This is a genomic window from Streptomyces sp. NPDC107559 (assembly GCF_055657365.1).
In genome coordinates this window covers 135,788-158,080 of record NZ_JBVKBD010000004.1, presented here as the reverse complement: position 1 = coordinate 158,080, position 22,293 = coordinate 135,788, and the positions used below count along the sequence as shown (strand labels likewise).

Annotated in this window: 21 protein-coding genes and 1 riboswitch; of the genes, 9 read left to right on the top strand and 12 right to left on the bottom strand. The window is 72.5% G+C overall.

The window, feature by feature from the left end; translation table 11 throughout:
* Nucleotides 1–10 precede the first annotated feature (10 nt).
* Nucleotides 11–190, bottom strand: a complete 180-nt coding sequence (locus ACZ7OY_RS15295; protein WP_471911817.1) for a hypothetical protein — start codon at nt 188–190, stop codon at nt 11–13.
* Nucleotides 191–672: 482 nt separating this feature from the next.
* Here ACZ7OY_RS15295 and ACZ7OY_RS15290 point away from each other — a divergent pair, with 482 nt between their 5' ends.
* Nucleotides 673–2,754 (top strand): HelD family protein, encoded by a 2,082-nt coding sequence (locus ACZ7OY_RS15290; protein ID WP_471911816.1) that lies wholly within the window; start codon nt 673–675, stop codon nt 2,752–2,754.
* A gap of 26 nt (nt 2,755–2,780) precedes the next feature.
* Here the strand turns inward: ACZ7OY_RS15290 and ACZ7OY_RS15285 are convergent, their stop codons facing one another.
* Nucleotides 2,781–3,473, bottom strand: a complete 693-nt coding sequence (locus tag ACZ7OY_RS15285) for a copper homeostasis protein CutC (protein WP_471911815.1) — start codon at nt 3,471–3,473, stop codon at nt 2,781–2,783.
* Nucleotides 3,474–3,615: 142 nt separating this feature from the next.
* Nucleotides 3,616–4,287, bottom strand: a complete 672-nt coding sequence (locus ACZ7OY_RS15280) for a maleylpyruvate isomerase family mycothiol-dependent enzyme (protein ID WP_471911814.1) — start codon at nt 4,285–4,287, stop codon at nt 3,616–3,618.
* Nucleotides 4,288–4,333: 46 nt separating this feature from the next.
* Between ACZ7OY_RS15280 and ACZ7OY_RS15275 the strand changes: the two genes are divergently transcribed.
* On the top strand, nt 4,334–5,041 hold the full coding sequence (locus ACZ7OY_RS15275) for an HD domain-containing protein (protein ID WP_471911813.1): 708 nt from the start codon (nt 4,334–4,336) through the stop codon (nt 5,039–5,041).
* A gap of 52 nt (nt 5,042–5,093) precedes the next feature.
* Nucleotides 5,094–6,173 carry a GNAT family N-acetyltransferase gene (locus ACZ7OY_RS15270; protein ID WP_471912091.1) on the top strand — a complete coding sequence of 360 codons (1,080 nt, stop codon included), beginning with the start codon at nt 5,094–5,096 and terminating at the stop codon, nt 6,171–6,173.
* On the opposite strand, the gene ACZ7OY_RS15265 is transcribed toward ACZ7OY_RS15270, so the two are convergent.
* Together ACZ7OY_RS15265 and ACZ7OY_RS15260 are read right to left on the bottom strand one after the other, a co-directional pair.
* Nucleotides 6,155–6,433 (bottom strand): DUF4031 domain-containing protein, encoded by a 279-nt coding sequence (locus ACZ7OY_RS15265; RefSeq protein ID WP_471911812.1) that lies wholly within the window; start codon nt 6,431–6,433, stop codon nt 6,155–6,157. The genes ACZ7OY_RS15270 and ACZ7OY_RS15265 overlap by 19 nt on opposite strands.
* Before the next feature lie 55 nt (nt 6,434–6,488).
* Nucleotides 6,489–6,872, bottom strand: a complete 384-nt coding sequence (locus ACZ7OY_RS15260) for a hypothetical protein (RefSeq protein ID WP_471911811.1) — start codon at nt 6,870–6,872, stop codon at nt 6,489–6,491.
* A 55-nt stretch (nt 6,873–6,927) separates the two neighbouring features.
* Between ACZ7OY_RS15260 and ACZ7OY_RS15255 the strand changes: the two genes are divergently transcribed.
* The 4 genes from ACZ7OY_RS15255 (at nt 6,928) to ACZ7OY_RS15240 (ending at nt 11,168) form a co-directional block, all read left to right on the top strand.
* Nucleotides 6,928–7,848 (top strand): MurR/RpiR family transcriptional regulator, encoded by a 921-nt coding sequence (locus ACZ7OY_RS15255; protein ID WP_351600237.1) that lies wholly within the window; start codon nt 6,928–6,930, stop codon nt 7,846–7,848.
* 122 nt (nt 7,849–7,970) lie between these two features.
* Nucleotides 7,971–8,906 carry an N-acetylmuramic acid 6-phosphate etherase gene (gene murQ, locus ACZ7OY_RS15250; RefSeq protein WP_471911810.1) on the top strand — a complete coding sequence of 312 codons (936 nt, stop codon included), beginning with the start codon at nt 7,971–7,973 and terminating at the stop codon, nt 8,904–8,906.
* Between the two features lie 16 nt (nt 8,907–8,922).
* Nucleotides 8,923–10,533, top strand: a complete 1,611-nt coding sequence (locus ACZ7OY_RS15245) for a PTS transporter subunit EIIC (protein WP_471911809.1) — start codon at nt 8,923–8,925, stop codon at nt 10,531–10,533.
* Nucleotides 10,534–10,601: 68 nt separating this feature from the next.
* On the top strand, nt 10,602–11,168 hold the full coding sequence (locus ACZ7OY_RS15240; protein ID WP_471911808.1) for a hypothetical protein: 567 nt from the start codon (nt 10,602–10,604) through the stop codon (nt 11,166–11,168).
* 123 nt (nt 11,169–11,291) lie between these two features.
* Here the strand turns inward: ACZ7OY_RS15240 and ACZ7OY_RS15235 are convergent, their stop codons facing one another.
* The 7 genes from ACZ7OY_RS15235 to thrC form a co-directional block, all read right to left on the bottom strand.
* Nucleotides 11,292–12,791, bottom strand: coding sequence for an MFS transporter (locus ACZ7OY_RS15235; RefSeq protein ID WP_471911807.1), 1,500 nt, complete (start codon nt 12,789–12,791; stop codon nt 11,292–11,294).
* Nucleotides 12,792–12,937: 146 nt separating this feature from the next.
* On the bottom strand, nt 12,938–13,825 hold the full coding sequence (locus ACZ7OY_RS15230; protein ID WP_471911806.1) for a metallophosphoesterase family protein: 888 nt from the start codon (nt 13,823–13,825) through the stop codon (nt 12,938–12,940).
* A gap of 61 nt (nt 13,826–13,886) precedes the next feature.
* Complete coding sequence (locus ACZ7OY_RS15225) at nt 13,887–15,014, bottom strand: NADH:flavin oxidoreductase (RefSeq protein ID WP_471911805.1); 1,128 nt, start codon at nt 15,012–15,014, stop codon at nt 13,887–13,889.
* Nucleotides 15,015–15,287: 273 nt separating this feature from the next.
* Nucleotides 15,288–16,910: a chaperonin GroEL gene (gene groL, locus ACZ7OY_RS15220; protein WP_152894495.1), complete on the bottom strand. Its 1,623-nt coding sequence runs from the start codon at nt 16,908–16,910 to the stop codon at nt 15,288–15,290.
* Between the two features lie 314 nt (nt 16,911–17,224).
* On the bottom strand, nt 17,225–17,431 hold the full coding sequence (locus ACZ7OY_RS15215; protein WP_016436693.1) for a cold-shock protein: 207 nt from the start codon (nt 17,429–17,431) through the stop codon (nt 17,225–17,227).
* Between the two features lie 430 nt (nt 17,432–17,861).
* Nucleotides 17,862–18,137, bottom strand: coding sequence for a MoaD/ThiS family protein (locus ACZ7OY_RS15210; RefSeq protein WP_471911804.1), 276 nt, complete (start codon nt 18,135–18,137; stop codon nt 17,862–17,864).
* On the bottom strand, nt 18,134–19,417 hold the full coding sequence (thrC, locus tag ACZ7OY_RS15205) for a threonine synthase (protein ID WP_471911803.1): 1,284 nt from the start codon (nt 19,415–19,417) through the stop codon (nt 18,134–18,136). The genes ACZ7OY_RS15210 and thrC overlap by 4 nt, the downstream gene beginning before the upstream one ends.
* 17 nt (nt 19,418–19,434) lie before the next feature.
* Nucleotides 19,435–19,575, bottom strand: a riboswitch (SAM riboswitch).
* A 188-nt stretch (nt 19,576–19,763) separates the two neighbouring features.
* Between thrC and ACZ7OY_RS15200 the strand changes: the two genes are divergently transcribed.
* Complete coding sequence (locus ACZ7OY_RS15200; protein WP_385527424.1) at nt 19,764–20,708, top strand: glucosyl-3-phosphoglycerate synthase; 945 nt, start codon at nt 19,764–19,766, stop codon at nt 20,706–20,708.
* Nucleotides 20,709–20,815: 107 nt separating this feature from the next.
* Entirely contained in the window at nt 20,816–22,273 is a 1,458-nt protein-coding gene (locus ACZ7OY_RS15195; protein ID WP_471911802.1) for an alpha,alpha-trehalose-phosphate synthase (UDP-forming), read from the top strand.
* Nucleotides 22,274–22,293: the final 20 nt, after the last annotated feature.

Genomic DNA, 22,293 nt, shown 5'->3' with positions numbered 1-22,293 from the left:
CCCTAGGATGTCATTTGTGGCGGACGCCCGCCTCCTCGCCGTACTCCCCGAGGATGATCACGTCGAAGGCCGCCCCCAGGAACACCTTCACGGCGCGCAGGGCGTCGCCGAAGCGGTGCGGATGGCTCCCGGTGAGCGGGGTGGCCCCGGGGGGGCGGTTCGGGACTGGGGTGACGATGGCTGCACTCATATCTCCATAGTGGCCTTCCCCGGACGAAAGGGGCATCGGTCGAGGGGTCGAGCCCGTACCGTCCCCACGTACACCCGTGGGCCGAGCGGACGCCTCCGGGGCGGAGGGGATGTCCCCTAGGGGAGACCTGGAACCCCCGCAGGCCCGCGCCTCCCGGGGCCTGCGGGGCCTGCGGGACTTTCGGGGCCTGCGGGACTTCCCGGGCTTGCAGCGCCTGTGGAGCCTGCGGGAGGGCGCCTCCCCGGGAACGGACGCCGGGTGGACTCGGGGCAGGCGCCGGGTGGACGCGGGCGGGCGCGGGAAAGACGCGCGGGCGGAAAACCGTTCGCTTCCGGACGGCCCGCTCGCCTACAATCTCCGCTCTTGCCCGCCTCCCTCACGGAGCGCGGCCGGCCGGACGGAAACCGGGCGGCATCCCCGCGGCCGCCCACCGGCCACGGCGCACCAGTCGTCATCCCGCAGCAGGCCCCGGAGGCACTCCCTTGTCCACGCCGTCCGCCGACGATCCCCTCTCCCGCGAGCGCGCCCACCTCACCTCGTCCCGGTCCGCGCTGCGCGCGATGCGCGAGGACGTCGAGTCCCTCGACATCCGCGACGTCACCGCGAACTGGGTCAACGCCGAGGTCCTCGCCCGCCAGATCGACGACCGCATCAAGGCGCTGGCCGACCTCAGCGACACCCCGCTGTTCTTCGGCCGGCTCGACTACCTGCACGCGCCCGGCGCCGAGCAGGCCGAGGGCGCGGAGGGCGAGCAGTTCTACATCGGGCGCCGGCACGTGCACGACGGGGACGGCGACCCGATGGTGATCGACTGGCGTGCGCCGGTCTCGCAGCCGTTCTACCGGGCGTCCAAGAAGGACCCGTTGGACGTCGGGCTGCGCCGTCGCTTCGGGTACACGGGCGGCGACCTCACGGCGTACGAGGACGAGCACCTCTCGGACCCCGCCGAGACGGCGCGCACCAGCAAGCTGCTCCAGCAGGAGATCGAGCGTCCGCGTGTCGGGCCGATGCGGGACATCGTGGCCACCATCCAGCCCGAGCAGGACGAGATCGTGCGCAGCGGGCTGGGCGGGACGGTCTGTGTGCAGGGCGGGCCGGGGACCGGGAAGACGGCCGTCGGCCTGCACCGTGTCGCCTACCTCCTGTACGCCCACCGGGAGCGGCTCGCCCGCACCGGCACCCTGGTCATCGGGCCGAACCGGTCCTTCCTGAACTACATCGAGCAGGTGCTGCCCGCGCTGGGCGAGCTGACGGTCCGGCAGGCCACGGTCGACGACCTGGTGGGCCAGGTGGAGATCCGGGGCACGGACGACGCGACGGCCGCGGTCGTCAAGGGCGACGCCCGGATGGCCGAGGTGCTCAGGCGGGCCCTGTACTCCCATGTCACGCTGCCCACCGAGCCGGTCATGGTGGTGCGCGGCTCCCGGCGCTGGCGCGTGCCCGCGTACGAACTGGAGGACATCGTCCGCGAGTTGCTGGCGCGCGACATGCGCTACGGCGCCGCCCGCGAGGCCCTGCCGCAGCGCGTCGCGCACGCGGTCCTGGTGCAGATGGAGCGGTCGGGCGAGGCGCCTGACGACCGGGTGCAGGACGCGGTGGCCCGCAACACCGCGGTGAAGGCGGCGGTGAAGGAGCTCTGGCCGCTCGTCGACCCGGCGAAGCTCGTGCTGCGACTGCTGGCGGAAGCGGACTTCCTCGCCGAGCACGCGGCCGGGATCCTCACCGAGGAGGAGCAGAAGGCGATCCTGTGGGCGAAGCCCGCACGGAGCGTCAGGGCGGCCAAGTGGTCCCTGGCCGACGCGGTGTTGATCGACGAGGCGACCGACCTGATCCAGCGGACGCACTCCCTGGGGCATGTGGTGCTGGACGAGGCGCAGGACCTCTCGCCCATGCAGTACCGGGCGGTGGGCCGGCGCTGCACCACCGGTTCGGCGACCGTGCTCGGCGATCTGGCGCAGGGCACCACCCCGTGGGCGACCCGGAGTTGGGACGAGGCGCTGACGCACCTCGGCAAGTCGGACGGCGTGGTCGAGGAGCTGACCGCCGGTTTCCGCGTACCGACGGACGTCATCACGTACGCCTCCCGGCTGCTGCCGCACATCGCCCCGGGGCTGACCCCGGTCGCGTCGGTCCGCGAGAACCCCGGCTTCTTCGACCTGCGCCCGGTCACCGGCACCGGTGAAGTGGTCGCGGCCTGCACGGAGTTGCTGGGCAACGAGGGCTCGACCGGTCTGATCGCGGCCGACGCCCGGATCCCGGCGCTCGCCGAGGCGCTCACGGCGGCCGGGCTCGGGTATCTGGCGCCCGGCGAGGAGACGACCCGGCAGACCCGGCTGACCCTGGTCCCGGCCTCGCTCGCCAAGGGCCTGGAGTACGACTACGTGGTCCTGGACGAACCACAGGCCGTGGTGGACGGCGAACCGGACGAGCGCACCGGGCTGCGCCGTCTGTACGTGGCGCTGACCCGGGCGGTGTCGGGCCTGATCGTCACGCACGCGGCCCCGCTGCCCGACCAGCTCACCGGCTCACCGGCCGATCTGCCGGCCGATCTGCCGGCCGGCTGACCGGCCGGCTGACCGGCCGGCCGGCGTCACCGCCCGTCGACCGCCCGCCGCCACTCCTCGACCGCGGTGGCCGACACCGGGCCCGACCAGCCGTCCGGCCGTGCCGCGCCGCCGATGTGGAAGCCGTCGATCCGCGCGGCGAGCAGCGCCGGCACATGGTCGAGCCGGAGGCCGCCGCCGACGAGGAGCCGCGGCTCATAGCCGGGTTCCCCGCGCCGGGCCGCCTCGGCCAGCAGCGTGGGCAGACCGTCGTCGACGCCGTGCGGCGAACCGGCGGTGAGGTAGGTGTCCAGTCCGGGCAGGCCGTCGAGCTGTTTGCGCAGGGCGTCCCGGTCGGCGGCACGGTCGATGGCCCGGTGGAAGGTCCAGGCGGCGCCGTCCAGTTCGCCGACGATCCGCTCGACCGCGTCCAGGTCGACGCCGCCGTGCCCGTCGAGGAAGCCGAGCACGAACTCGGTGGCCCCGGCCGCCCGCAGCTCGCGGGCGGCCTGCACCAGCCGGTCGAGGTCCCCGGCCGCGAAGCCGTCCGCGAGCCGGAGCATCACGCGCAGATCGATGTCGACAGCGGCCCGGATCCCGGCGAAGGTCCGGACCGGCGGGGTGAGCCCGTCGGCGGCCATGTCGGTGACCAGCTCAAGGCGGTCCGCGCCTCCGGCCTGGGCGGCGACCGCGTCCACGACGTCGAGGGCGATCACCTCCAGGACTGCACGCGTGCTCATAGGTCCCCTTCTCTTGGGCTGCCCGGATTCCCCGGGCCCCCGGCGCGACTACAGGTCTAGTCCAATCTCAGGGTACGCCCACCTGCCCGGAGGCCGCGAGAGCACGGCCGCCCCGCGCCGACGGCCCGCCCCGACGCCCGGGTCAGCCGAAGAGGTTCAGTTCCCCTTCCGGCGCGCCGGCCAGTTCGTACGAGCCGCCGCGCACCGGACGCCCCGTGTACAGCCGTACGAGGATGGCGGCGTCGCCGATGTAGCGCGCCGGAGTGCGCCCGGCCCGGTGATCGCCGAGGGCCAGCGGTTCGTCCACGTCGTCGAGGTCGGCGTGCATCGGCAGCCGGCCGCGCTCGCGGCTGATCCGGGCGAGGAGCGTGAGCGCGTACGGCAGTCCGTCCCCGGCGTACGCCCCCGGCTCCCCGAGCGCCTCGCGTACGTCCCCGGCGTGCACCCACTCCCCCAGCGCGATCCCGTCGAGCCTGCCGTCGGTCCGGGCGATCACCGGACCCGCCTCGGTCATCCCGCGCTCCAGCTCGTCGACGACCTGCGCGTTCGTCCACCCGGCGCGCTCGGCGATGTCACGGTCGTTGGACTCGGGCGAGAACACGCCTTCCTCGAACCGGCCCTCCACCACTCGGCTCAACGCGGCCGCGGCGTGCGCCAGCACATCCCGCACCGTCCAGCCCGGACACGCCTCGGTGGGCAGCGCGAAGTCCTCCTCCTTCCTGGCCCGCAGCAGCGGGATCAGCGCGTCCCGCTCGATCGTCAGGAGCCGCCCGGGCAGCTCGGGGTCCCGTTCGCCTGATGTCCAGTCAGTCATGCCCTACACGCTAGGCCGCCGTCGGCCCCCACGGGAGAATGGCCTCATGACTGATCCCACCGGTCCCGTCGGCCCCGACGGTCGCGTCGGCCTCGTCGGTCGCGTCGACCCCGACGCCCTGCACGCCCTGCGTTCCCGCTGGCTGCCCACCCTGCTCGCGGCCCGGGAGGGCGCCGCTCACCCCGACCCGTGGCCGTACGCCGACGAGCTGTTGCGCCGCTGGTCGGAGCCGCAGCGCAGGTACCACACGGTCACGCATCTGGCCGCGGTGCTGGACCACGTCGACACGCTGGAGGAGTACGCCGACGACCCCGCCGCGGTGCGGCTGGCCGCCTGGTTCCACGACGCGGTCTACCTGCCCGAGCGGTCGGAGAACGAGGAGCGCTCCGCCCGCCTCGCCGAACGCGCGCTCCCCGAGGCCGGCGTCGGCGCGGCGCGCACGGCCGAGGTCGCCCGGCTGGTCCGGCTGACCGTCGGCCACGACCCGGCCGAGGACGACCGCAACGGCCAGGTGCTGTGCGACGCCGACCTCGCGGTGCTGGCCGGGCCGCCCGCCGCGTACGCCGCCTACACCGCCGCCGTCCGCCAGGAGTACCACTTCGTCCCGGACGACGCCTTCCGCGCGGGCCGCTCGACGATCCTGCGTCAACTCCTCGACCTGCCAAGGCTGTTCCGTACCCCGTTCGCCGCCGGGCGCTGGGAGGCCACGGCGCGTCACAACCTCCGCTCGGAGCTGGAAATGCTGTCGCTCTGAGGACGGCCCCGCCCCTACGCTGCCCCCCATGCATGCATGGGGCGGGGAACAGGTGGAAGAGGCCGTCGCGGGCTGTGTCGCGACGCTGGGCAAGGCCGTGGACACGGACTGGACCACGGTGAAGGCCGGCCGGCTGGAGTGGGACTGCCGGGAGACGGCCGCGCACCTCGCGGGCGCCCTCCTCGCCTACGCCGGACAGCTGGCGGGCCGGGCGCAGCAGCGGTACGTCCCCTTCGAGATCACCCTCGACGGGGACGAGGACGGACTCGACCCGGCGGACAACGCCGGTGTCCTGCAGGTCCTGGAGACGACCGGCGCCCTGCTCGTCGCCACCCTGCGCACCACCCCGCGCGAGGTCCGCGCCTTCCACCCGTTCCCGTTCCGCAGCGCGAACCGCGAGGGCTTCGCCGCGATGGGCGTCACCGAGGTGCTGCTGCACACCCACGACATCGCCGAGGGTCTCGGGATCGCCTACGAGCCCTCCCCCGACCTCGCCGAGGCCGTCCTCACCCGGATCTTCCCGCAGGTCCGGCCGGGTCCGACGCCCTGGGCCACCCTGCTGTGGGCCACCGGCCGCGGCGACCTGGCCGGGCGCGCCCCCGTCACCGACTGGCGCTGGAGCAACAACCTCGTCATACCGGCCGGACGTCTCACCCTCCAGGGCATCACCCCCGCCGCCGCCCACGACCTGCGCCAGGGCGGCGACGGCGGGTTCGAGTGGATCGAGGGCGGCCCGTTCGAGGGGACGCGGGACGCCGCCGGGATGCTGGTGAAGGCGTACGAGGCCGGGGTGCACCGGCCCGAGTGGGGCGTGTTCGCCCTCGTACGCACCGAGGACGGCCGCGCGGTCGGCGGCATGGGCTTCCACGGCGCTCCCGACGAGCAGGGGCGCGCGGAGATCGGCTACGACCTCGTCGAGGGCGCGCGCGGCCGGGGCTACGCCACCGAGGCGCTGCGCGCGCTGTCGCAGTGGGCGCTGGCCCGTGACGACGTGCGCTCCGTGTTCGCGACCGTCGACCGGGACAACGCCCCTTCGCAGGCGGTGCTGTCCCGGGCCGGGTTCACCCGGGTCGACGCGGACACCGAGCACCCCGCGGGCGACGGGGAGCTCGCCTACGAACTGGGCCGCTGAGCACGGCCCTTGGGCCGGCGCAGCCCCGAGGAGTGCAGCAGCCGCACCACCTCGCGGCTGCTGACCTGGACCGCACCGGCGGCGACCGCGTCGGCGTAGCGGTGCGAGGGAAGGTCGTAGTGGTCGCGCTCGAAGGCCCGCCGCGGCACGCCCAGTCCATCGGCGAACAGGTGCAGTTCGTCGTAGGAGACATCGCTGACGACATGCGACCACACCCGGCCGTGGCCGGGCCAGGTGGGCGGATCGATGTAGATCGTCACGGGCGCGCCCCGCGAGTCCCCGGGAACTCCGCCGCCGGTGTCCTGGTCCGGTCGCTCACGACGAGGGCGTCCCGTCCGTGGCCGCCCCGAGCGCACCCACCGCCGCGACCTTCACGCCCGCCTGGTGGCACACCCAGTGCGGGTCGGGTCCGAGTTCCGGTTCGACGTCCAGGGCGTGCGGGTCGCCGGAGCCGCAGACCGGGCACAGCGGCCAGCGGCCGTAGCGCTCCAGCAGCGCGTCCTGGACGTCCTGCGCGACCAGCCCGGCCACGTAGTCCAGGCCGTCCGGCCACTGCTCCACCCACCAGCGCCGCTGCACCACGGAGTCCTCGACCAGCGAGACCACGTCCGCCTCCGCCACCTGGCCCGCGACCAGGTCGGCGAGCACCAGGGCACGCGCGGCGTGCAGTGCCTTCTCCAGGGGGCTGATGGGGTCCATGCACCCATTGTGCGCACTCTTGACCCCGACACCGAGCCGAAAATATCTTTCAAGGGTGACCCAGGACGTGAAGGAAATTTTCGGAAGCTCCGGTTCACCCGTCGCCGGCCCGCCCGCCCCCGCCGCCCTCGCGGCCAAGGTCCGCACCCTCGCCCCGTCGATGACCCGCTCCATGCAGCGCGTCGCCGAGGCCGTCGCGGGCGATCCGGCCGGCTGCGCGGCGCTCACCGTCACCGGCCTGGCCGAACTCACCGGCACCAGCGAGGCGACCGTGGTGCGCACCGCCCGGCTGCTCGGCTACCCCGGCTACCGCGACCTGCGGCTCGCCCTCGCCGGCCTGGCCGCGCAGCAGCAGTCGGGACGGGCCCCCGCGATCACCACCGACATCGCGGTCGACGACCCGATCGCCGACGTGGTGGCCAAACTCGCCTACGACGAGCAGCAGACCCTCGCCGACACCGCGGCCGGGCTCGACACCGTGCAGCTCGGCGCGGCGGTCGCCGCGGCCGCCGCCGCCCGCCGCATCGACGTGTACGGCATCGGGGCGTCCGGCCTGGTCGCCCAGGACCTCACCCAGAAGCTGCTGCGCATAGGGCTGATAGCGCACGCGCACAGCGACCCGCATCTCGCCGTCACCAACGCGGTGCAGCTGCGCGCGGGGGACGTGGCGATCGCGATCACGCACTCCGGGTCCACGGGCGATGTCATCGAACCGCTGCGGGTCGCGTTCGAGCGCGGCGCGACGACGGTGGCGATCACCGGACGGCCCGCCGGTGCGGTCACCCAGTACGCCGATCACGTACTGACCACGTCCACGGCCCGGGAGAGTGAACTGCGGCCCGCGGCGATGTCCTCCCGTACCAGTCAACTGCTGGTGGTGGACTGCCTGTTCGTGGGGGTGGCGCAGCGGACGTACGACACGGCGGGTCCGGCGCTGGCCGCGTCGTACGAGGCGCTGGCCCACCGGCATCGGTAGACCTGGCCGCGGCACCGGCCACGGCGGCCGCCCCGCCCGCGGCGACGCGGGCCCGGCGGGACCGTCCACGACGCGCAGGACCGATCGATCGCCGACCCGCAGGACACGAAAGAGCCACAGCCATGACCTCCACGTCCCCCCGGCACGACCTCCGCTCCGAGCTGGAGAGCCTCACCACCGAGGGCTTCCGCCCGGAGCTCGCCGACATCGACCGGCTGCCCACCCTCGACATCGCCCGGATCATGAACGGCGAGGACGCCTCCGTGCCCGCCGCGGTCGCCGCACGGCTGCCGGAGATCGCCGCCGCCATCGACGCCGTGGCGGAGCGGATGGCCCGGGGCGGGCGTCTGGTCTACGCCGGGGCCGGGACGGCCGGCCGGCTCGGCGTGCTGGACGCCTCCGAGTGCCCGCCCACCTTCGACACCCGGCCCGGCCAGGTCGTCGGCCTGATCGCGGGCGGCCCCGACGCCCTGGTCACCTCGGTCGAGGGCGCGGAGGACTCCGGGGAGCTGGCCCGGGCCGACCTCGACGCCCTCGCCCTGACCGCCGACGACACGGTGGTCGGCGTCTCGGCCTCCGGGCGCACCCCGTACGCGATCGGCGCCGTGGAGCACGCCCGGGCCCGCGGCGCGCTGACGATCGGGCTCGCCTGCAACGCGGGCAGCGCGCTGGCGGGCGCCGCCGAGCACGGCATCGAGATCGTCGTCGGGCCCGAACTGCTCACCGGCTCCACCCGGCTGAAGGCGGGCACGGCGCAGAAGCTGGTGCTCAACATGATCTCGACGATCACGATGATCCGGCTGGGCAAGACGTACGGGAACCTGATGGTCGACGTCCGCGCCTCGAACGAGAAGCTGCGCGCCCGTTCCCGCCGGATCGTCGCGCTCGCCACCGGCGCGGACGAACCGGAGATCGAGCGGGCGCTGACCGCCACCGGCGGCGAGGTGAAACACGCGATCCTGGCGATCCTGGCCGGGGTGGACGGTCCGACGGCCGCCCGCCTTCTGGAGGAGTCGCACGGCCATCTGCGCGCCGCGCTGGCGGCGGCCGGGGGCTGAGCCGCACGCTCGACGGGTGCGCACCGATCCCGCCTCCACCGCCGCCGCGATCCTCCCCCTGGTCGGCGGCCCCGCCAACGTCACCTCCGTCGCCCACTGCATGACCCGGCTGCGGCTGGGTCTGACCGATCCCGCACGGGTGGACGAGGCGGCGCTGCGCGCCCTGCCGGGTGTCCTCGGCGTCGTCGCCGACGGCACGTACCAGATCGTCCTGGGGCCGGGGGCGGTGACACGGGTGACGGCGGAGTTCGAGGAGCTGGTGCGGGGCGCCGCGACCGCGGATCCGGCGGCCGGAAGTACGGCGGCGGATCCGACGGCCGGAAGTACGACCGCGGATCCGACGGCCGGGAGTACGGCGGTTGCGGATCCGGCGGCCTGGGGCACGGCGGCCGCGGCTCCGGCGGCCCGGGGTGCCGTGCCGTCCGGGGAGCGGCGGCGCGCCGGCGCTCCCGCGAAGGCGGTGCTGCGCCGCGTGGCGGACATCTTCGTGCCGCTGATCCCGGCGCTGATCGGCTGCGGGGTGCTGGCGGGCGTGGCCGGGCTGCTGGTGAACAACGGCCTGCTGCCCGGCCTCGCCCCCGCCCTGTCGGCCGTGGCCTCCGCCTTCATGGCGCTGATCGCCGTGTTCGTCGGCCACAACACCGCGAAGGAGTTCGGCGGGACGCCGATCCTGGGCGGCGCGGTGGCGGCCGTGGTGGTCTACCCGGGCGTCGCGAAGGTGACGGTGTTCGGGACGGCCCTCGCGCCCGGCCAGGGCGGGGTGCTGGGGGCGCTGGCGGCGGCCCTGCTGGGCACGTACGTCGAGAAGTGGTGCCGCGGCCGGGTCCCGGACGCCCTGGACGTCCTGCTCACCCCGGCCCTCACGGTCCTGGTCGCCGGCCTGGCCACCCTGTACGGCCTGATGTACGCGGCCGGACAGGTCGCGGCGGCGATCGGCACGGCCGCGAACTGGCTGCTGTCGACCACGGGCGCCTTCGCGGGCCTGGTCCTCGGCGGCCTGTTCCTGCCCCTGGTCATGCTGGGCCTGCACCAGGCGCTGATCCCCATCCACACCACCCTCATCGAGCAGCAGGGCAGCACGGTCCTGCTGCCCATCCTGGCGATGGCGGGCGCGGGCCAGGTGGGTGCGGCACTGGCGGTGTACGTCCGCCTGCGCCACGACACCTCCATCCGTACGACGATCAGATCGGCGCTTCCGGCAGGTCTGCTGGGCGTCGGCGAACCCCTGGTCTACGGCGTCTCCCTGCCCCTGGGCCGCCCCTTCCTGACCGCCTGCGCCGGCGGAGCGGCCGGCGGCGCCTTCATCGGCTGCTTCGCGATGCTCGGCGACCATGTGGGCGCGAAGGCGATCGGCCCGTCGGGCTGGGCCCTGTTCCCGCTGCTGGCCGGGAACAGGGGCCCGGCGCCGACGGCCGCGATCTACGCGGGCGGACTGCTGACGGGGTACGCGGTCGGCTTCGCCGCGACCTATCTCTTCGGCCTCACCCACCTCGTCCGGACCACCGCCCCGGCCGCCGCCCGGACGTCCGCACCGGTCTCCACCGGGACCATCGCCCAGACCCCCGCCCCGGTCTCCGCCCGCGAGGACGGCCCCCTCCGGCGGACCTCCTCGTACCCTGGGGAGTGACCGTCGACCTTCCCTCCCCCGTCGGCATCACGCTCGACACCGAGAAGCCAAGGACTACGCCGACCGACATGAATCACGCCCAGCTCACGGCTCTCGGTCGTGCTCTCCGCCTGCTCGGCGAGCACGGGGAGGCCCTCAACACCGACACGCCCGACGCCCGGCTGCACGAGGTCAGGGCGGATCTGCGGCGCGCCCTGGACCTGCTGGAGGAGAGCGTCACCACCGCCGCGCCCAGCACCCGGTGCGCCGAGCACCCGAACGGCCCGGTCGACACCTCCGCCCCCGACCTGTGCCTGCTGTGCGAGACCCGGCGCCGGGCCGCCCGCCGCTCCGAGTTCAGCGGCCCCGCCCCGGACCCGCAGCCCGCCACCGGCCCGTCCCGCTACGGGGTGCGCGCCGACCGGCCGCAGCCGCAACAGCGCTGGCTGCCGGAGCTGTGGAACGGGCAGGAGTGGCAGCTGTGCGGCACCCCGCGCCGCGACCGCCGGGAGGCGGAGCTGTTCATCGCCGCCCAGCGGCGCGGCTCCCGGCCCGCGATGGCCTACCGGCTCGTGCACGAGTTCACCGACTACGAGGTGCTGCGCGTGTGGGGCACACCGGTGAAGGTCGACATCGAACCGCTCGGGAACCTGTGAGCCGTCGGAGCCTGCCGAGCCGGGCGGACCGGACGAGGACGCGCGCCTGACGCACCGCACCGCGACGACGGACGGCCGCCGTCCCGTCGGTGCGGGGCGGCGGCCGTCCGGTGAGCGCGCGTGCTACGCCTTGGCTCCGGACACCTCGGCGGCGCCGTCGGCCGCCTCGCTCCCGGGCTGCTCCTCCGGCTCGCCGGCCGCGGCGGCCGGCCTGCGGCCGGGCAGGAAGGCGGCGAGGACGAAGGCGAGGGCGGCGGCGCCCGCGCCGAGGGCCATGACGACCTTGAAGCCGTTCTCGGACGGCAGTTCGTAGCCGCCGAGGTTCATGGTCATGTTGGCCAGGATCACTCCGGCGACGGCGCTGGACACCGAGGTGCCGATGGACCGCATCAGGGTGTTGAGGGCGTTCGCCGCGGCCGTCTCGGACGGGTCGACGGCGCCCATGATGAGCGCGGGCATCGCGCCGTAGGCGAAGCCGACACCGGCGCCGATGATGCAGGACACCAGGACCAGGTGCCAGACCTCGGACATCAGGACGATGTTCAGGCCGTACCCGGCGGCGACGATCACGGCGCCGATCATCAGGGTGACCTTCGGGCCCCTGGCCTTGGTGATGGCCGCGGACGCCGGGGCGAACACCATCATGACCAGGCCCTGCGGAGCCATGACCAGACCGGCGGTCATCATCGACTTGCCGAGGCCGTAGCCGGTCTGGGTGGGCAGCTGGAGCAGCTGCGGCAGGACCAGCGCCATCGCGAACATCGAGAAGCCGAAGGCGATCGAGGCGAGGTTGGTGAACAGGACCTGGCGGCGGACGGTGGTGCGCAGGTCGACCAGCGGGGTCGCGGTGCGCAGCTCGAAGAAGCCCCAGGCGACGAGGACCACGACCGCGACGGCGAACAGGCCGAGCGTGGTACCGCTGCCCCAGCCCCAGTCGCCGCCCTTGGAGACGGCCAGCAGCAGGGAGACCAGTCCGGCCGCCATGCCGAGCGAGCCGACGAAGTCGAAGCGGCCGCCGGTGCGCACCGCGGACTCCGGTACGAAGACCAGGACCAGTCCGAGGGCGACGAGGCCGAGGGTCGCGGAGGTCCAGAACAGGACGTGCCAGCTGAAGTTGTCGGCGATGAAGGCCGCGGCGGGCAGGCCCAGGGCACCGCCGACGCCCAGCGAGGCGCTCATCAGGGCGATGGAGCCGGCGAGCTTCTCCGCCGGCAGTTCGTCGCGCATGATGCTGATGCCGAGGGGGATGACCGCGGCGGCCAGGCCCTGGAGGGCACGGCCGACGATCATCGGGACCAGCGAGTCGCTGAGCGCGCAGACCACCGAGCCGAAGACCAGCAGCACGACGCTGATCAGCAGCAGCCTGCGCTTGCCGAACATGTCGCCGAGCCGGCCGGCGACGGGGGTGGCCACGGCCGCGGCGAGCAGGGTGGCGGTGACCGCCCAGGCCGCGTCGGACGCGGAGGCGTGCAGGTACTTCGGCAGCTCGGGGACGATCGGGATGACCAGGGTCTGCATCAGCGAGACGACGATTCCGGCGAAGGCCAGGACCGCCACCACTGCGTTCGACCTCGGCGGGGCGGATCCCCCGGCGGCTGTGGGCCGGACAGGAGTGTCGGACATGAAGAGGCCTCCGTGGGAGCGGGACGTGCGGGCACACCAATGTGCTTGACTCAGGCAACCTTAGGTCGATTGATTGACTTAAGCAAGCGAAAACTTGTACGCCCTGCCCGGCGAGGCGAGGCGAGGCGAGGCGAGGCGCCCGAGCCTTACCGCGGGTCCGGAGTCGGCCCGTACCGCGCGATCACCTCGCGGGTGCGCTCCTCGTCGAGTTCGTAGACGGTCTCGTGGGCCCGCGGGTCGCGCGCGTGGAAGGTGTGGAACATCGGCCCCGCCGCCCCGCCCAGCTCCACCAGCGAGGCCGAAGCGCCACGCACCGCGCGTTCGGTGCCCGGCCGGGTCGTCAGGTCGATGCGGTTGACCACGCCCGGCGTGACCCACACCGGCACGCCCGCCAGGAAACCGGACAGCTGGAGATGGAAGTGCCCGGCGAGCACGACCCGTACGTCCGTGCCGCGGATCGCGTCGGCCAGGGCGTCCGCGTCGAGCAGGCCGAAGGCCCGCTGGGTCGGCACGTCCAGACAGATCGGCGGGTGGTGCAGCGCGAGCACGGTGCCGTGCCGCGCGGGCGTGGCCAGCACCTCGCGCAGCCAGGCGAGCTGGGTCTCCCCCAGCCTCCCGTAGACCTCGCCGGGCACCAGCGAGTCCAGCGTCACGAAACGGTGGCCGTCCACCTCGCCGACGGCGGCCCGTTCGGCCCCCGGCAGCACGGCGGCGGCCCGGTCGGTCCCGTCCGGGCCCAGATGGCCACTGCCCAGCACCTTCGCGAAGGCCCGGCGCTCGTCATGGTTGCCGGTGGTGTAAAAAACCGGGGCGTCCCGGATCCGCGCGAACTCGCCCACGGCCTCCCGCACGGTCGTGTACGCCTCCACCGCGCCGTCGTTCGCCAGGTCGCCGGTGACCACGACCGCGTCGATGTCACGCTGCCCGGCCAGCTCGGCCAGCATCAGCCGCAGGGACCCGGTGGCGTCCACGCCGTGCCGGTTGGGCTCGTCGGTCCGCTCCACATGGGTGTCGGACAGATGCAGGATCCTCATCCGCCGCACGCTAACGGGAGTCGGGGCCCGCGGCCAGAGCGCGTCCGCGGGCCCCGACGGCTCAGCTGAGGGTCTTCAGCGCCGCCGCGTCGTACGGCTTCAGCTCGTCGAAGCGGTCGGCCAGCACCTTCGCCGCCCACTGCGGGTCCTGGAGCAGCGCGCGGCCGACGGCCACCAGGTCGAACTCGTCGCGCTCGAAGCGGTCGAGGAGGTTGTCGATGCCGCGCACCGGGGAACCCTCGCCGACGAACGCGTTGATGAAGTCGCCGTCGAGGCCGACCGAGCCGACGGTGATGGCGGGCCTGCCGGTCAGCTTCTTCGTCCAGCCGGCCAGGTTGAGGTCGGAGTCGTCGAACTCCGGGACCCAGTAACGGCGGGTGGAGGCGTGGAAGGCGTCGACACCGGCCGCGGCGAGCGGGGCCAGGATCGCCTCCAGCTCCTGCGGGGTCTCGGCGAGCCGGGCGTCGTACTGCTGCTGCTTCCACTGCGAGTAGCGGAAGATGACGGGGAACCGGGGCGAGACCGCCGCGCGCACCGCGGCGACGATCTCCGCGGCGAACTTCGTCCGGGCCACCGGGTCGCCGCCGTAGGCGTCCGTGCGGCGGTTGGTGCCCGCCCACAGGAACTGGTCGATCAGATAGCCGTGCGCGCCGTGCAGTTCGACCCCGTCGAAGCCGATGCGCTCGGCCTCGGCCGCCGCCTTGGCGAACGCCTCGACGACATCGTCCAGGTCCTGCTGGGTCATGGCCTGACCGGTGACCTCGGCGCCCTCCTTGTAGAGGCCGGAGGGGCCGACCGGCGGGGCGTCCGCGAACGGCGGCTGGCCCGCCCGGCGCACCATGCCGATGTGCCACAGCTGCGGCACGATCGTCCCGCCCGCCGCGTGCACGGCGTCGGTGACCTTCGCCCAGCCCGCCAGCTGGTCCTCGCCGTGGAAGCGCGGGATGCGGTCGCTCTGCCCGGCCGAGTCGTGACCGACGTACGTCCCCTCGGTGACGATCAGGCCGACGCCCGCGGCGGCACGGCGGGCGTAGTACGACACCACGTCCTCGCCCGGGACACCGCCCGGGGAGAACTCGCGCGTCATCGGCGCCATCACGATGCGGTTGGGGACGGTGAGGCCGTTGATGTCGACGGGCCGGGACAGGATCTCGGCCGCACGGGAGACTGCGGACTCGGTGACGCTCACGTGGGGGGCTCCTCGCGAAGTGACGATAGACCGGACGGTATGTGCATACGCATGTAACGTGTGCCTACCTCAACGGAACCGCCACCCCGACGCATTCCGGCCGCCCGCCGACACGCCGTGTGATCCCGGCCACGCCGGACCCCGGCCCATCGGAACGCGGGCGCGAGCCGGCCGGGCCAAGAGCCTGTCCGGGCCGGGAAAAGCCCGAGGGCGGTACCCCCCGTCGCCGGGAGGTACCGCCCTCGGTAAGGACGCGGATCAACCAGAGGTCGATCAGAAGTCCATGTCACCGCCCGGCATGCCGCCGCCGGCCGGGGCCGCGGCCTTCTCCGGCTTGTCGGCGATGACGGCCTCGGTGGTGAGGAACAGCGCGGCGATGGAGGCGGCGTTCTGCAGCGCAGAGCGGGTCACCTTCGCCGGGTCGATGATGCCTTCGGCGATCATGTCGACGTACTCGCCGGTGGCCGCGTTCAGGCCCCAGCCCACGGTCAGGTTGCGGACCTTCTCGACCACGACGCCGCCCTCGAGACCACCGTTGACGGCGATCTGCTTCAGCGGGGCCTCCAGGGCGAGCTTCACGGCGTTGGCGCCGGTCGCCTCGTCACCCGAGAGCTCGAGCTTCTCGAACACCGCGGAGGCCTGGAGCAGGGCCACGCCACCACCGGCGACGATGCCCTCCTCGACGGCCGCCTTCGCGTTGCGGACGGCGTCCTCGATGCGGTGCTTGCGCTCCTTGAGCTCGACCTCGGTGGCGGCACCGGCCTTGATGACGGCCACGCCGCCGGCCAGCTTCGCCAGGCGCTCCTGGAGCTTCTCGCGGTCGTAGTCCGAGTCCGAGTTCTCGATCTCGGCGCGGATCTGGTTGACCCGGCCCTGGACCTGGTCGGCGGAGCCGGCGCCGTCCACGATCGTGGTCTCGTCCTTGGTGATGACGACCTTGCGGGCGCGGCCCAGGAGGTCCAGGGTCGCGTTCTCCAGCTTGAGGCCGACCTCCTCGGAGATCACCTCGCCGCCGGTGAGGATGGCGATGTCGTTCAGCATCGCCTTGCGGCGGTCACCGAAGCCCGGGGCCTTGACGGCGACGGACTTGAAGGTGCCACGGATCTTGTTGACGACCAGGGTCGACAGGGCCTCGCCCTCGACGTCCTCGGCGATGATCAGCAGCGGCTTGCCCGACTGCATGACCTTCTCCAGGAGCGGGAGCAGGTCCTTGACGGAACCGATCTTGGAGTTGGCGATCAGGATGTACGGGTCGTCGAGCGACGCCTCCATCCGCTCCATGTCGGTGGCGAAGTACGCCGAGATGTAGCCCTTGTCGAAGCGCATACCCTCGGTGAGCTCCAGCTCCAGACCGAAGGTCTGGGACTCCTCGACGGTGATGACGCCTTCCTTGCCGACCTTGTCCATCGCCTCGGCGATGAGCTCGCCGATCTGGGTGTCGGCGGCGGAGATGGAGGCCGTGGAAGCGATCTGCTCCTTGGTCTCGACATCCTTCGCCTGCTCGAGCAGGGCGCCGGAGACGGCCTCGACGGCCTTCTCGATGCCGCGCTTGAGGGCCATCGGGTTGGCACCCGCGGCCACGTTGCGCAGACCCTCGCGGACGAGCGCCTGGGCGAGGACGGTCGCGGTGGTCGTACCGTCACCGGCGACGTCGTCCGTCTTCTTGGCGACTTCCTTGACCAGCTCGGCGCCGATCTTCTCGTACGGGTCCTCGAGCTCGATCTCCTTGGCGATGGAGACACCATCGTTGGTGATCGTGGGGGCGCCCCACTTCTTCTCGAGGACGACGTTGCGGCCCTTGGGGCCGAGCGTCACCTTCACGGCGTCCGCGAGCTGGTTCATGCCGCGCTCGAGGCCGCGCCGTGCCTCCTCGTCGAACGCGATGATCTTGGCCATGTGAAGTGGTCCTCCCGGACTGGGGTGGATTGCTCCGGACCGCGCTGGCGCCCGCGACGGACGGCTCGCACGCCTCGTGGTTCCTTGCCCCACCCGGCCTGCGGGCCTCACCGACCCGGTCCTTCGTTGTCACTCTCACCTTCAGAGTGCTAACGCAATGATTAGCACTCGCCCCTGCCGAGTGCAAGCGCCCTCGGGTGATCCGCAGGTCGCGAGCGACGGCACCCGGACAGGCCGAAGGGCTCGCACCCCACGGGATGCGAGCCCTTCGGCGAAGAACAGAAGAACGTCGCTGCAATAAGTCGGCGCGTGCTTCAGCCGGCCGCCAGCCGGACCATGTCCGCCTGCGGCCCCTTCTGACCCTGCGAGATCTCGAAATCGACCCGCTGGCCCTCTTCCAGGGTGCGGTACCCGTCCATCTGGATCGCGCTGTAGTGGACGAACACGTCCGCACCACCGTCGACCGCGATGAAGCCGTACCCCTTCTCCGCGTTGAACCACTTGACGGTGCCCTGAGCCATGCCTAACTCCCCTATTACTGGCCCTTGCACAGATCCACACTTCGCGGATCCGGGTCAGACCTCACCCCCCATGGGACGGGGGCGTGCGCCGGAACGCGTCGACCGCGGCTGAATGTATCTGTCCAACTGCCGTCTGCAACAGGTCAATCGGACGAGAAATCCGGGCACGACGAGTCCACGGAACAGCAGCAATTCGCCTTGTTTCAGGGCAACTTGGGCCGGGCATTGGGGGCGAAAGGCGCAAAACACCTGCCCACTTTGGCTACTTCTCGTCGCCCGTGCGGCAGGTCGTCAAGGTCGCAAACCCCGGAATCGGGAGCTGCTTCCCCAACTCTACCGCGCTCAATCACACAGAATTGCCCCCTCCGCTTCTCTCGCGGAGGGGGCAATTCTATGAACACTCGGTAACCGAGGTTACCGAAGGTAATGATCAGCCTCCGGCGACCGCCGGAATGATGGAGACGCCGGCGCCGTCCGGAGTGGCCGTCTGGAGCCCCTGCTCGAAGCGGACGTCGTCGTCGTTCACGTACACGTTGACGAACCGGCGCAGCTTGCCCTGGTCGTCCAGGACGCGGGCGGCGATGCCGGTGTGGTTCTTCTCCAGGTCGGAGATGACCTCGGCGAGGGTCGCGCCCTGGGCGCTCACCTCGGCGGCGCCGCCGGTGTAGGTGCGCAGGATGGTGGGGATGCGGACGTTGACGCTCATGATGCGAGGCCAGCCTCTCGGAAGGAGTCCAGGTTCGGGCGGATGGTCGCGGTCAGACCGGTGCCGGCGACCGCGTCGAGGGTCTTCAGACCGTCACCGGTGTTCAGCACGACGGTCGTCAGGGCCGGGTCGAGCAGGCCGTTCTCGATGAGCTTGCGGGTCACGCCCACCGTCACCCCGCCCGCCGTCTCGGCGAAGATCCCCTCGGTCCGAGCCAGCAGCTTGATCGCGTCCACGATCTGCTCGTCCGTCACGTCCTCCACGGCACCGCCCGTGCGGCGCGCGATGTCGAGGACGTACGGCCCGTCGGCCGGGTTGCCGATGGCGAGGGACTTGGCGATGGTGTGCGGCTTCTGGGGCCGTACGACGTCGTGGCCGGCCTTGTAGGCCACGGACACCGGCGAGCAGCCCTCCGCCTGGGCGCCGAAGATCTTGTACGGCCGGTCCTCGACCAGTCCGAGCTTGATGAGCTCCTGGAGCCCCTTGTCGATCTTGGTGAGCTGGGAGCCGGAGGCGATCGGGACGACCAGCTGGTCGGGCAGCCGCCAGCCGAGCTGCTCGCAGATCTCGTACGCCAGGGTCTTGGAACCCTCCGCGTAGTACGGCCGCAGGTTGACGTTGACGAAGCCCCAGCCGTCGCCCGCCGGATCGCCGATCAGCTCCGAGCAGAAACGGTTCACGTCGTCGTAGTTGCCCTCGATGCCGACGAGTTCACCGCCGTAGACCGCGGCCATGACGATCTTGCCCTGCTCCAGGTCGTGCGGGATGAACACGCAGGAGCGCAGACCGGCACGGGCGGCCGCGGCGCCGACGGCGCCGGCCAGGTTGCCGGTGGAGGAGCAGGACAGGGTGGTGAAGCCGAAGGCGCGCGCGGCCTCCAGGGCCTGGGCGACGACCCGGTCCTTGAAGGAGTGCGTCGGGTTGCCGGAGTCGTCCTTCACGTACAGCCCGCCCGTGACACCGAGCTCGCGGGCCAGGTTGTCGGCCTTGACGAGCTGGGTCCAGCCGGGGTTGAGGTTGGGCTTGTCCGCCACGTCCGCGGGGACGGGCAGCAGCGGCGCGTAGCGCCAGATGTTCGCGGGTCCCGCTTCGATCCGCTTGCGCAGCTCCTCGGTCTCGTACCGCGAGAAGTCGTAGGCGATCTCGAGCGGGCCGAAACACTCCTCGCAGGCGAAGACCGGGCCGAGGGGCACGCGGTGTCCGCACTCGCGGCAGGAGAGCGCCGCGGCGGAGCCCAGATCGACGGGGTTCGTGGTGCTTACAGCAGTCTGCGCAGCCATGGAGGCGAGGCCCTTTCTCCTCATCTTCCTCACGACGCACTTCGCCGTGAGACGGATTTGGCACCTTCCCGAGCCGGGAGCCTCGCGTGAACGAGAAACCGACTGGAGGGTTGCCGGGGCTTCATCGGGCCGTATCCCTCTGCCCCTCTGGATGAGCGGTATGAAGTTTTCAGCGGTCGGCCACCCTGGACATGCGATGGTCATCCGCGTTGTTCAAGACTGTAACCGAAGGCCCCGACAGTTGAGAGAGTCGTCCGAACCGCGAGATACCCGTGCCCGTCAGCCGCTGTCGCGGCGGGCGTCCACGCCCGCCGCGAGCACGCAGAACGCAGAAGGAGCCGCCGCTGTGCTGGAAGAAGTCGAGCGCTGGCTGAGCACACGCTCCTGGTCCGTCAGCGACCGCCCGCTCCACAAGATCCTCGCCGCGAAACGCGCCCGGGGCCAGTCGGTCTCCGTCGTCCTGCCCGCACTCAACGAGGAGGAGACGGTCGGTGACATCGTCTCCGTGATCCGGCACGACCTGATGCAGCAGGTCCCGCTCGTCGACGAGATCGTCGTCGTCGACTCGGGTTCCACCGACCGCACCTCGGCGGTGGCCGCGGCCGCGGGCGCCCGGGTCGTCCACCGCGACGCCATCCTGCCCCGGATCCCGGCCGTGCCCGGCAAGGGCGAGGTGCTGTGGCGGTCCCTCCTGGTCACCGGCGGGGACATCGTCTGCTTCGTCGACGCCGACCTCAGGGAGTTCTCCTCCGACTTCGTCTCCGGCATCGTGGGCCCGCTGCTCACCGATCCGGACGTCGACCTGGTCAAGGCCATGTACGACCGCCCGCTGGGCGGGGCGGCCGGCCAGGGCGGCCGGGTCACCGAGCTGATGGCCCGTCCGCTGCTGAACATGCACTGGCCGCAGCTGGCCGGGTTCGTGCAGCCGCTCGGCGGCGAGTACGCGGCCCGCCGCTCCCTGCTGGAACAGCTGCCCTTCCCGGTCGGGTACGGGGTGGAGCTGGGCATGCTGGTCGACTCGCTGCACCTGGTGGGCCTCGACGCGCTCGCCCAGGTGGACGTCGGGGTGCGCAAGCACCGCCACCAGGACGGGCAGGCACTGGGCCGGATGGCCGCCGCCATCTACCGCACCGCGCAGCTGCGGATGGCCCGCGGGCATCTGATCCGGCCCTCTCTCACCCAGTTCGAGCGGGGCCGGGACGGCTTCGAGCCGCGCACGTACTCCGTGGACACGGAGGAGCGGCCGCCGATGGCCGAGATCGCCGAGTACAGGTCACGCAAGGTGGCCTGACGGGTGCACGGGGTGACGTTCCCGAAGGGGTCGTATACAAATGTTTCCGGACTGTTGTGGGCCTTCCGCACGTTTGAGCGTTTCCGGGCCGGGCTAGGTTGAGGCGTATGGCTTCCACGCACACTGCTGAGGTGCTGGTCGCGTCCAACCGCGGCCCGGTTTCGTACGAGGTGGGCGAGGACGGCTCGCTGCACGCCCGCAGGGGCGGCGGCGGGCTGGTCTCGGGCCTGTCGGCCATCGGGCCCGACGCCGGGGCGCTGTGGGTGTGCTCCGCCCTGTCCGACGGCGACCGCGAGGCGGTGCGGCGCGGCGCGGGCGAGCCGGGCGTGCGGATGCTGGACATCCCGGCCGACGTGCACGCCGACGCCTACAACGGCATCGCCAACTCGGTGCTCTGGTTCGTCCACCACATGCTCTACCAGACCCCGCTGGAGCCGGTCTTCGACGCGGAGTTCCGGCGCCGGTGGGTGGCGTACGAACGGTACAACCGCGCCTTCGCCGAGGCGCTCGCCGAGGAGGCGGCCGACGGGGCGACGGCGGTCGTCCAGGACTACCACCTGACGCTGGTGCCGGGCATGCTCCGCGAACTCCGCCCCGACCTGCGTATCGGCCATTTCTCGCACACCCCGTGGGCGCCGCCGGACTACTTCCGGATGCTGCCGGACGACATCCGGGAACAGATCGTGCGGGGCATGCTCGGCGCGGACCGGCTGGGCTTCCTCACCCGGCGGTGGGCGGGCGCCTTCCTGGACTGCGCGGGCGAGGTGGACCGCGAGCTGATCCGTCCGGCCCGGCCGGAGGGCGAGGGGCCCGGGACGGTCGAGCACGCACCGCCCGGCGGCGGCGCGCAGCGCACCACGGTGATCGGCGTGCACGGCCTCGGCGCCGACGCCGACTTCCTGCGCGAGCGCGCCCACCGGGCCGACGTCGGCGAGCGGATGGCGGCGCTGCGGGCGGAGATCGGCGAGGGCCGCAGGACGGTCGTGCGGGTGGACCGGACCGAGCTGTCGAAGAACATCGTGCGCGGTCTGCTGGCTTACCGGCAGCTGCTCGACGACCACCCCGAGTGGCGGGAGCGGGTCGTGCACGTCGCCTTCGCCTACCCCTCCCGGCAGGACCTCGCCGTCTACCGCGCGTACACCGCCGAGGTGCAACGGCTGGCGGACGAGATCAACGCCGGGTACGGGACGCCCGGCTGGACGCCGGTCGTGCTGCACGTGAAGGACGACTTCGCGCGCTCGCTGGCCGCGTACCGGCTGGCCGACGTGGCCCTGGTGAACCCGATCCGGGACGGCATGAACCTGGTCGCCAAGGAGGTGCCGGTCGTCTCCGACGAGGGGTGCGCGCTGGTGCTGTCACGGGAGGCGGGGGCGTACGAGGAGTTGGGCGAGGACGCGATCACCGTCAATCCGTACGACGTGACGGGGACGGCGCGGGCGCTGCACGAGGCGCTGGTGATGCCGGTGCCCGAGCGGGCGGAGCGCACGAAGCGGCTGGCCGCCGCGGCGACCGCGCTGCCGCCGGCCCAGTGGTTCCTGGAGCAGTTGACCGCCCTGCGCGGCTGACGGCCCGCACGGCCGCCCGG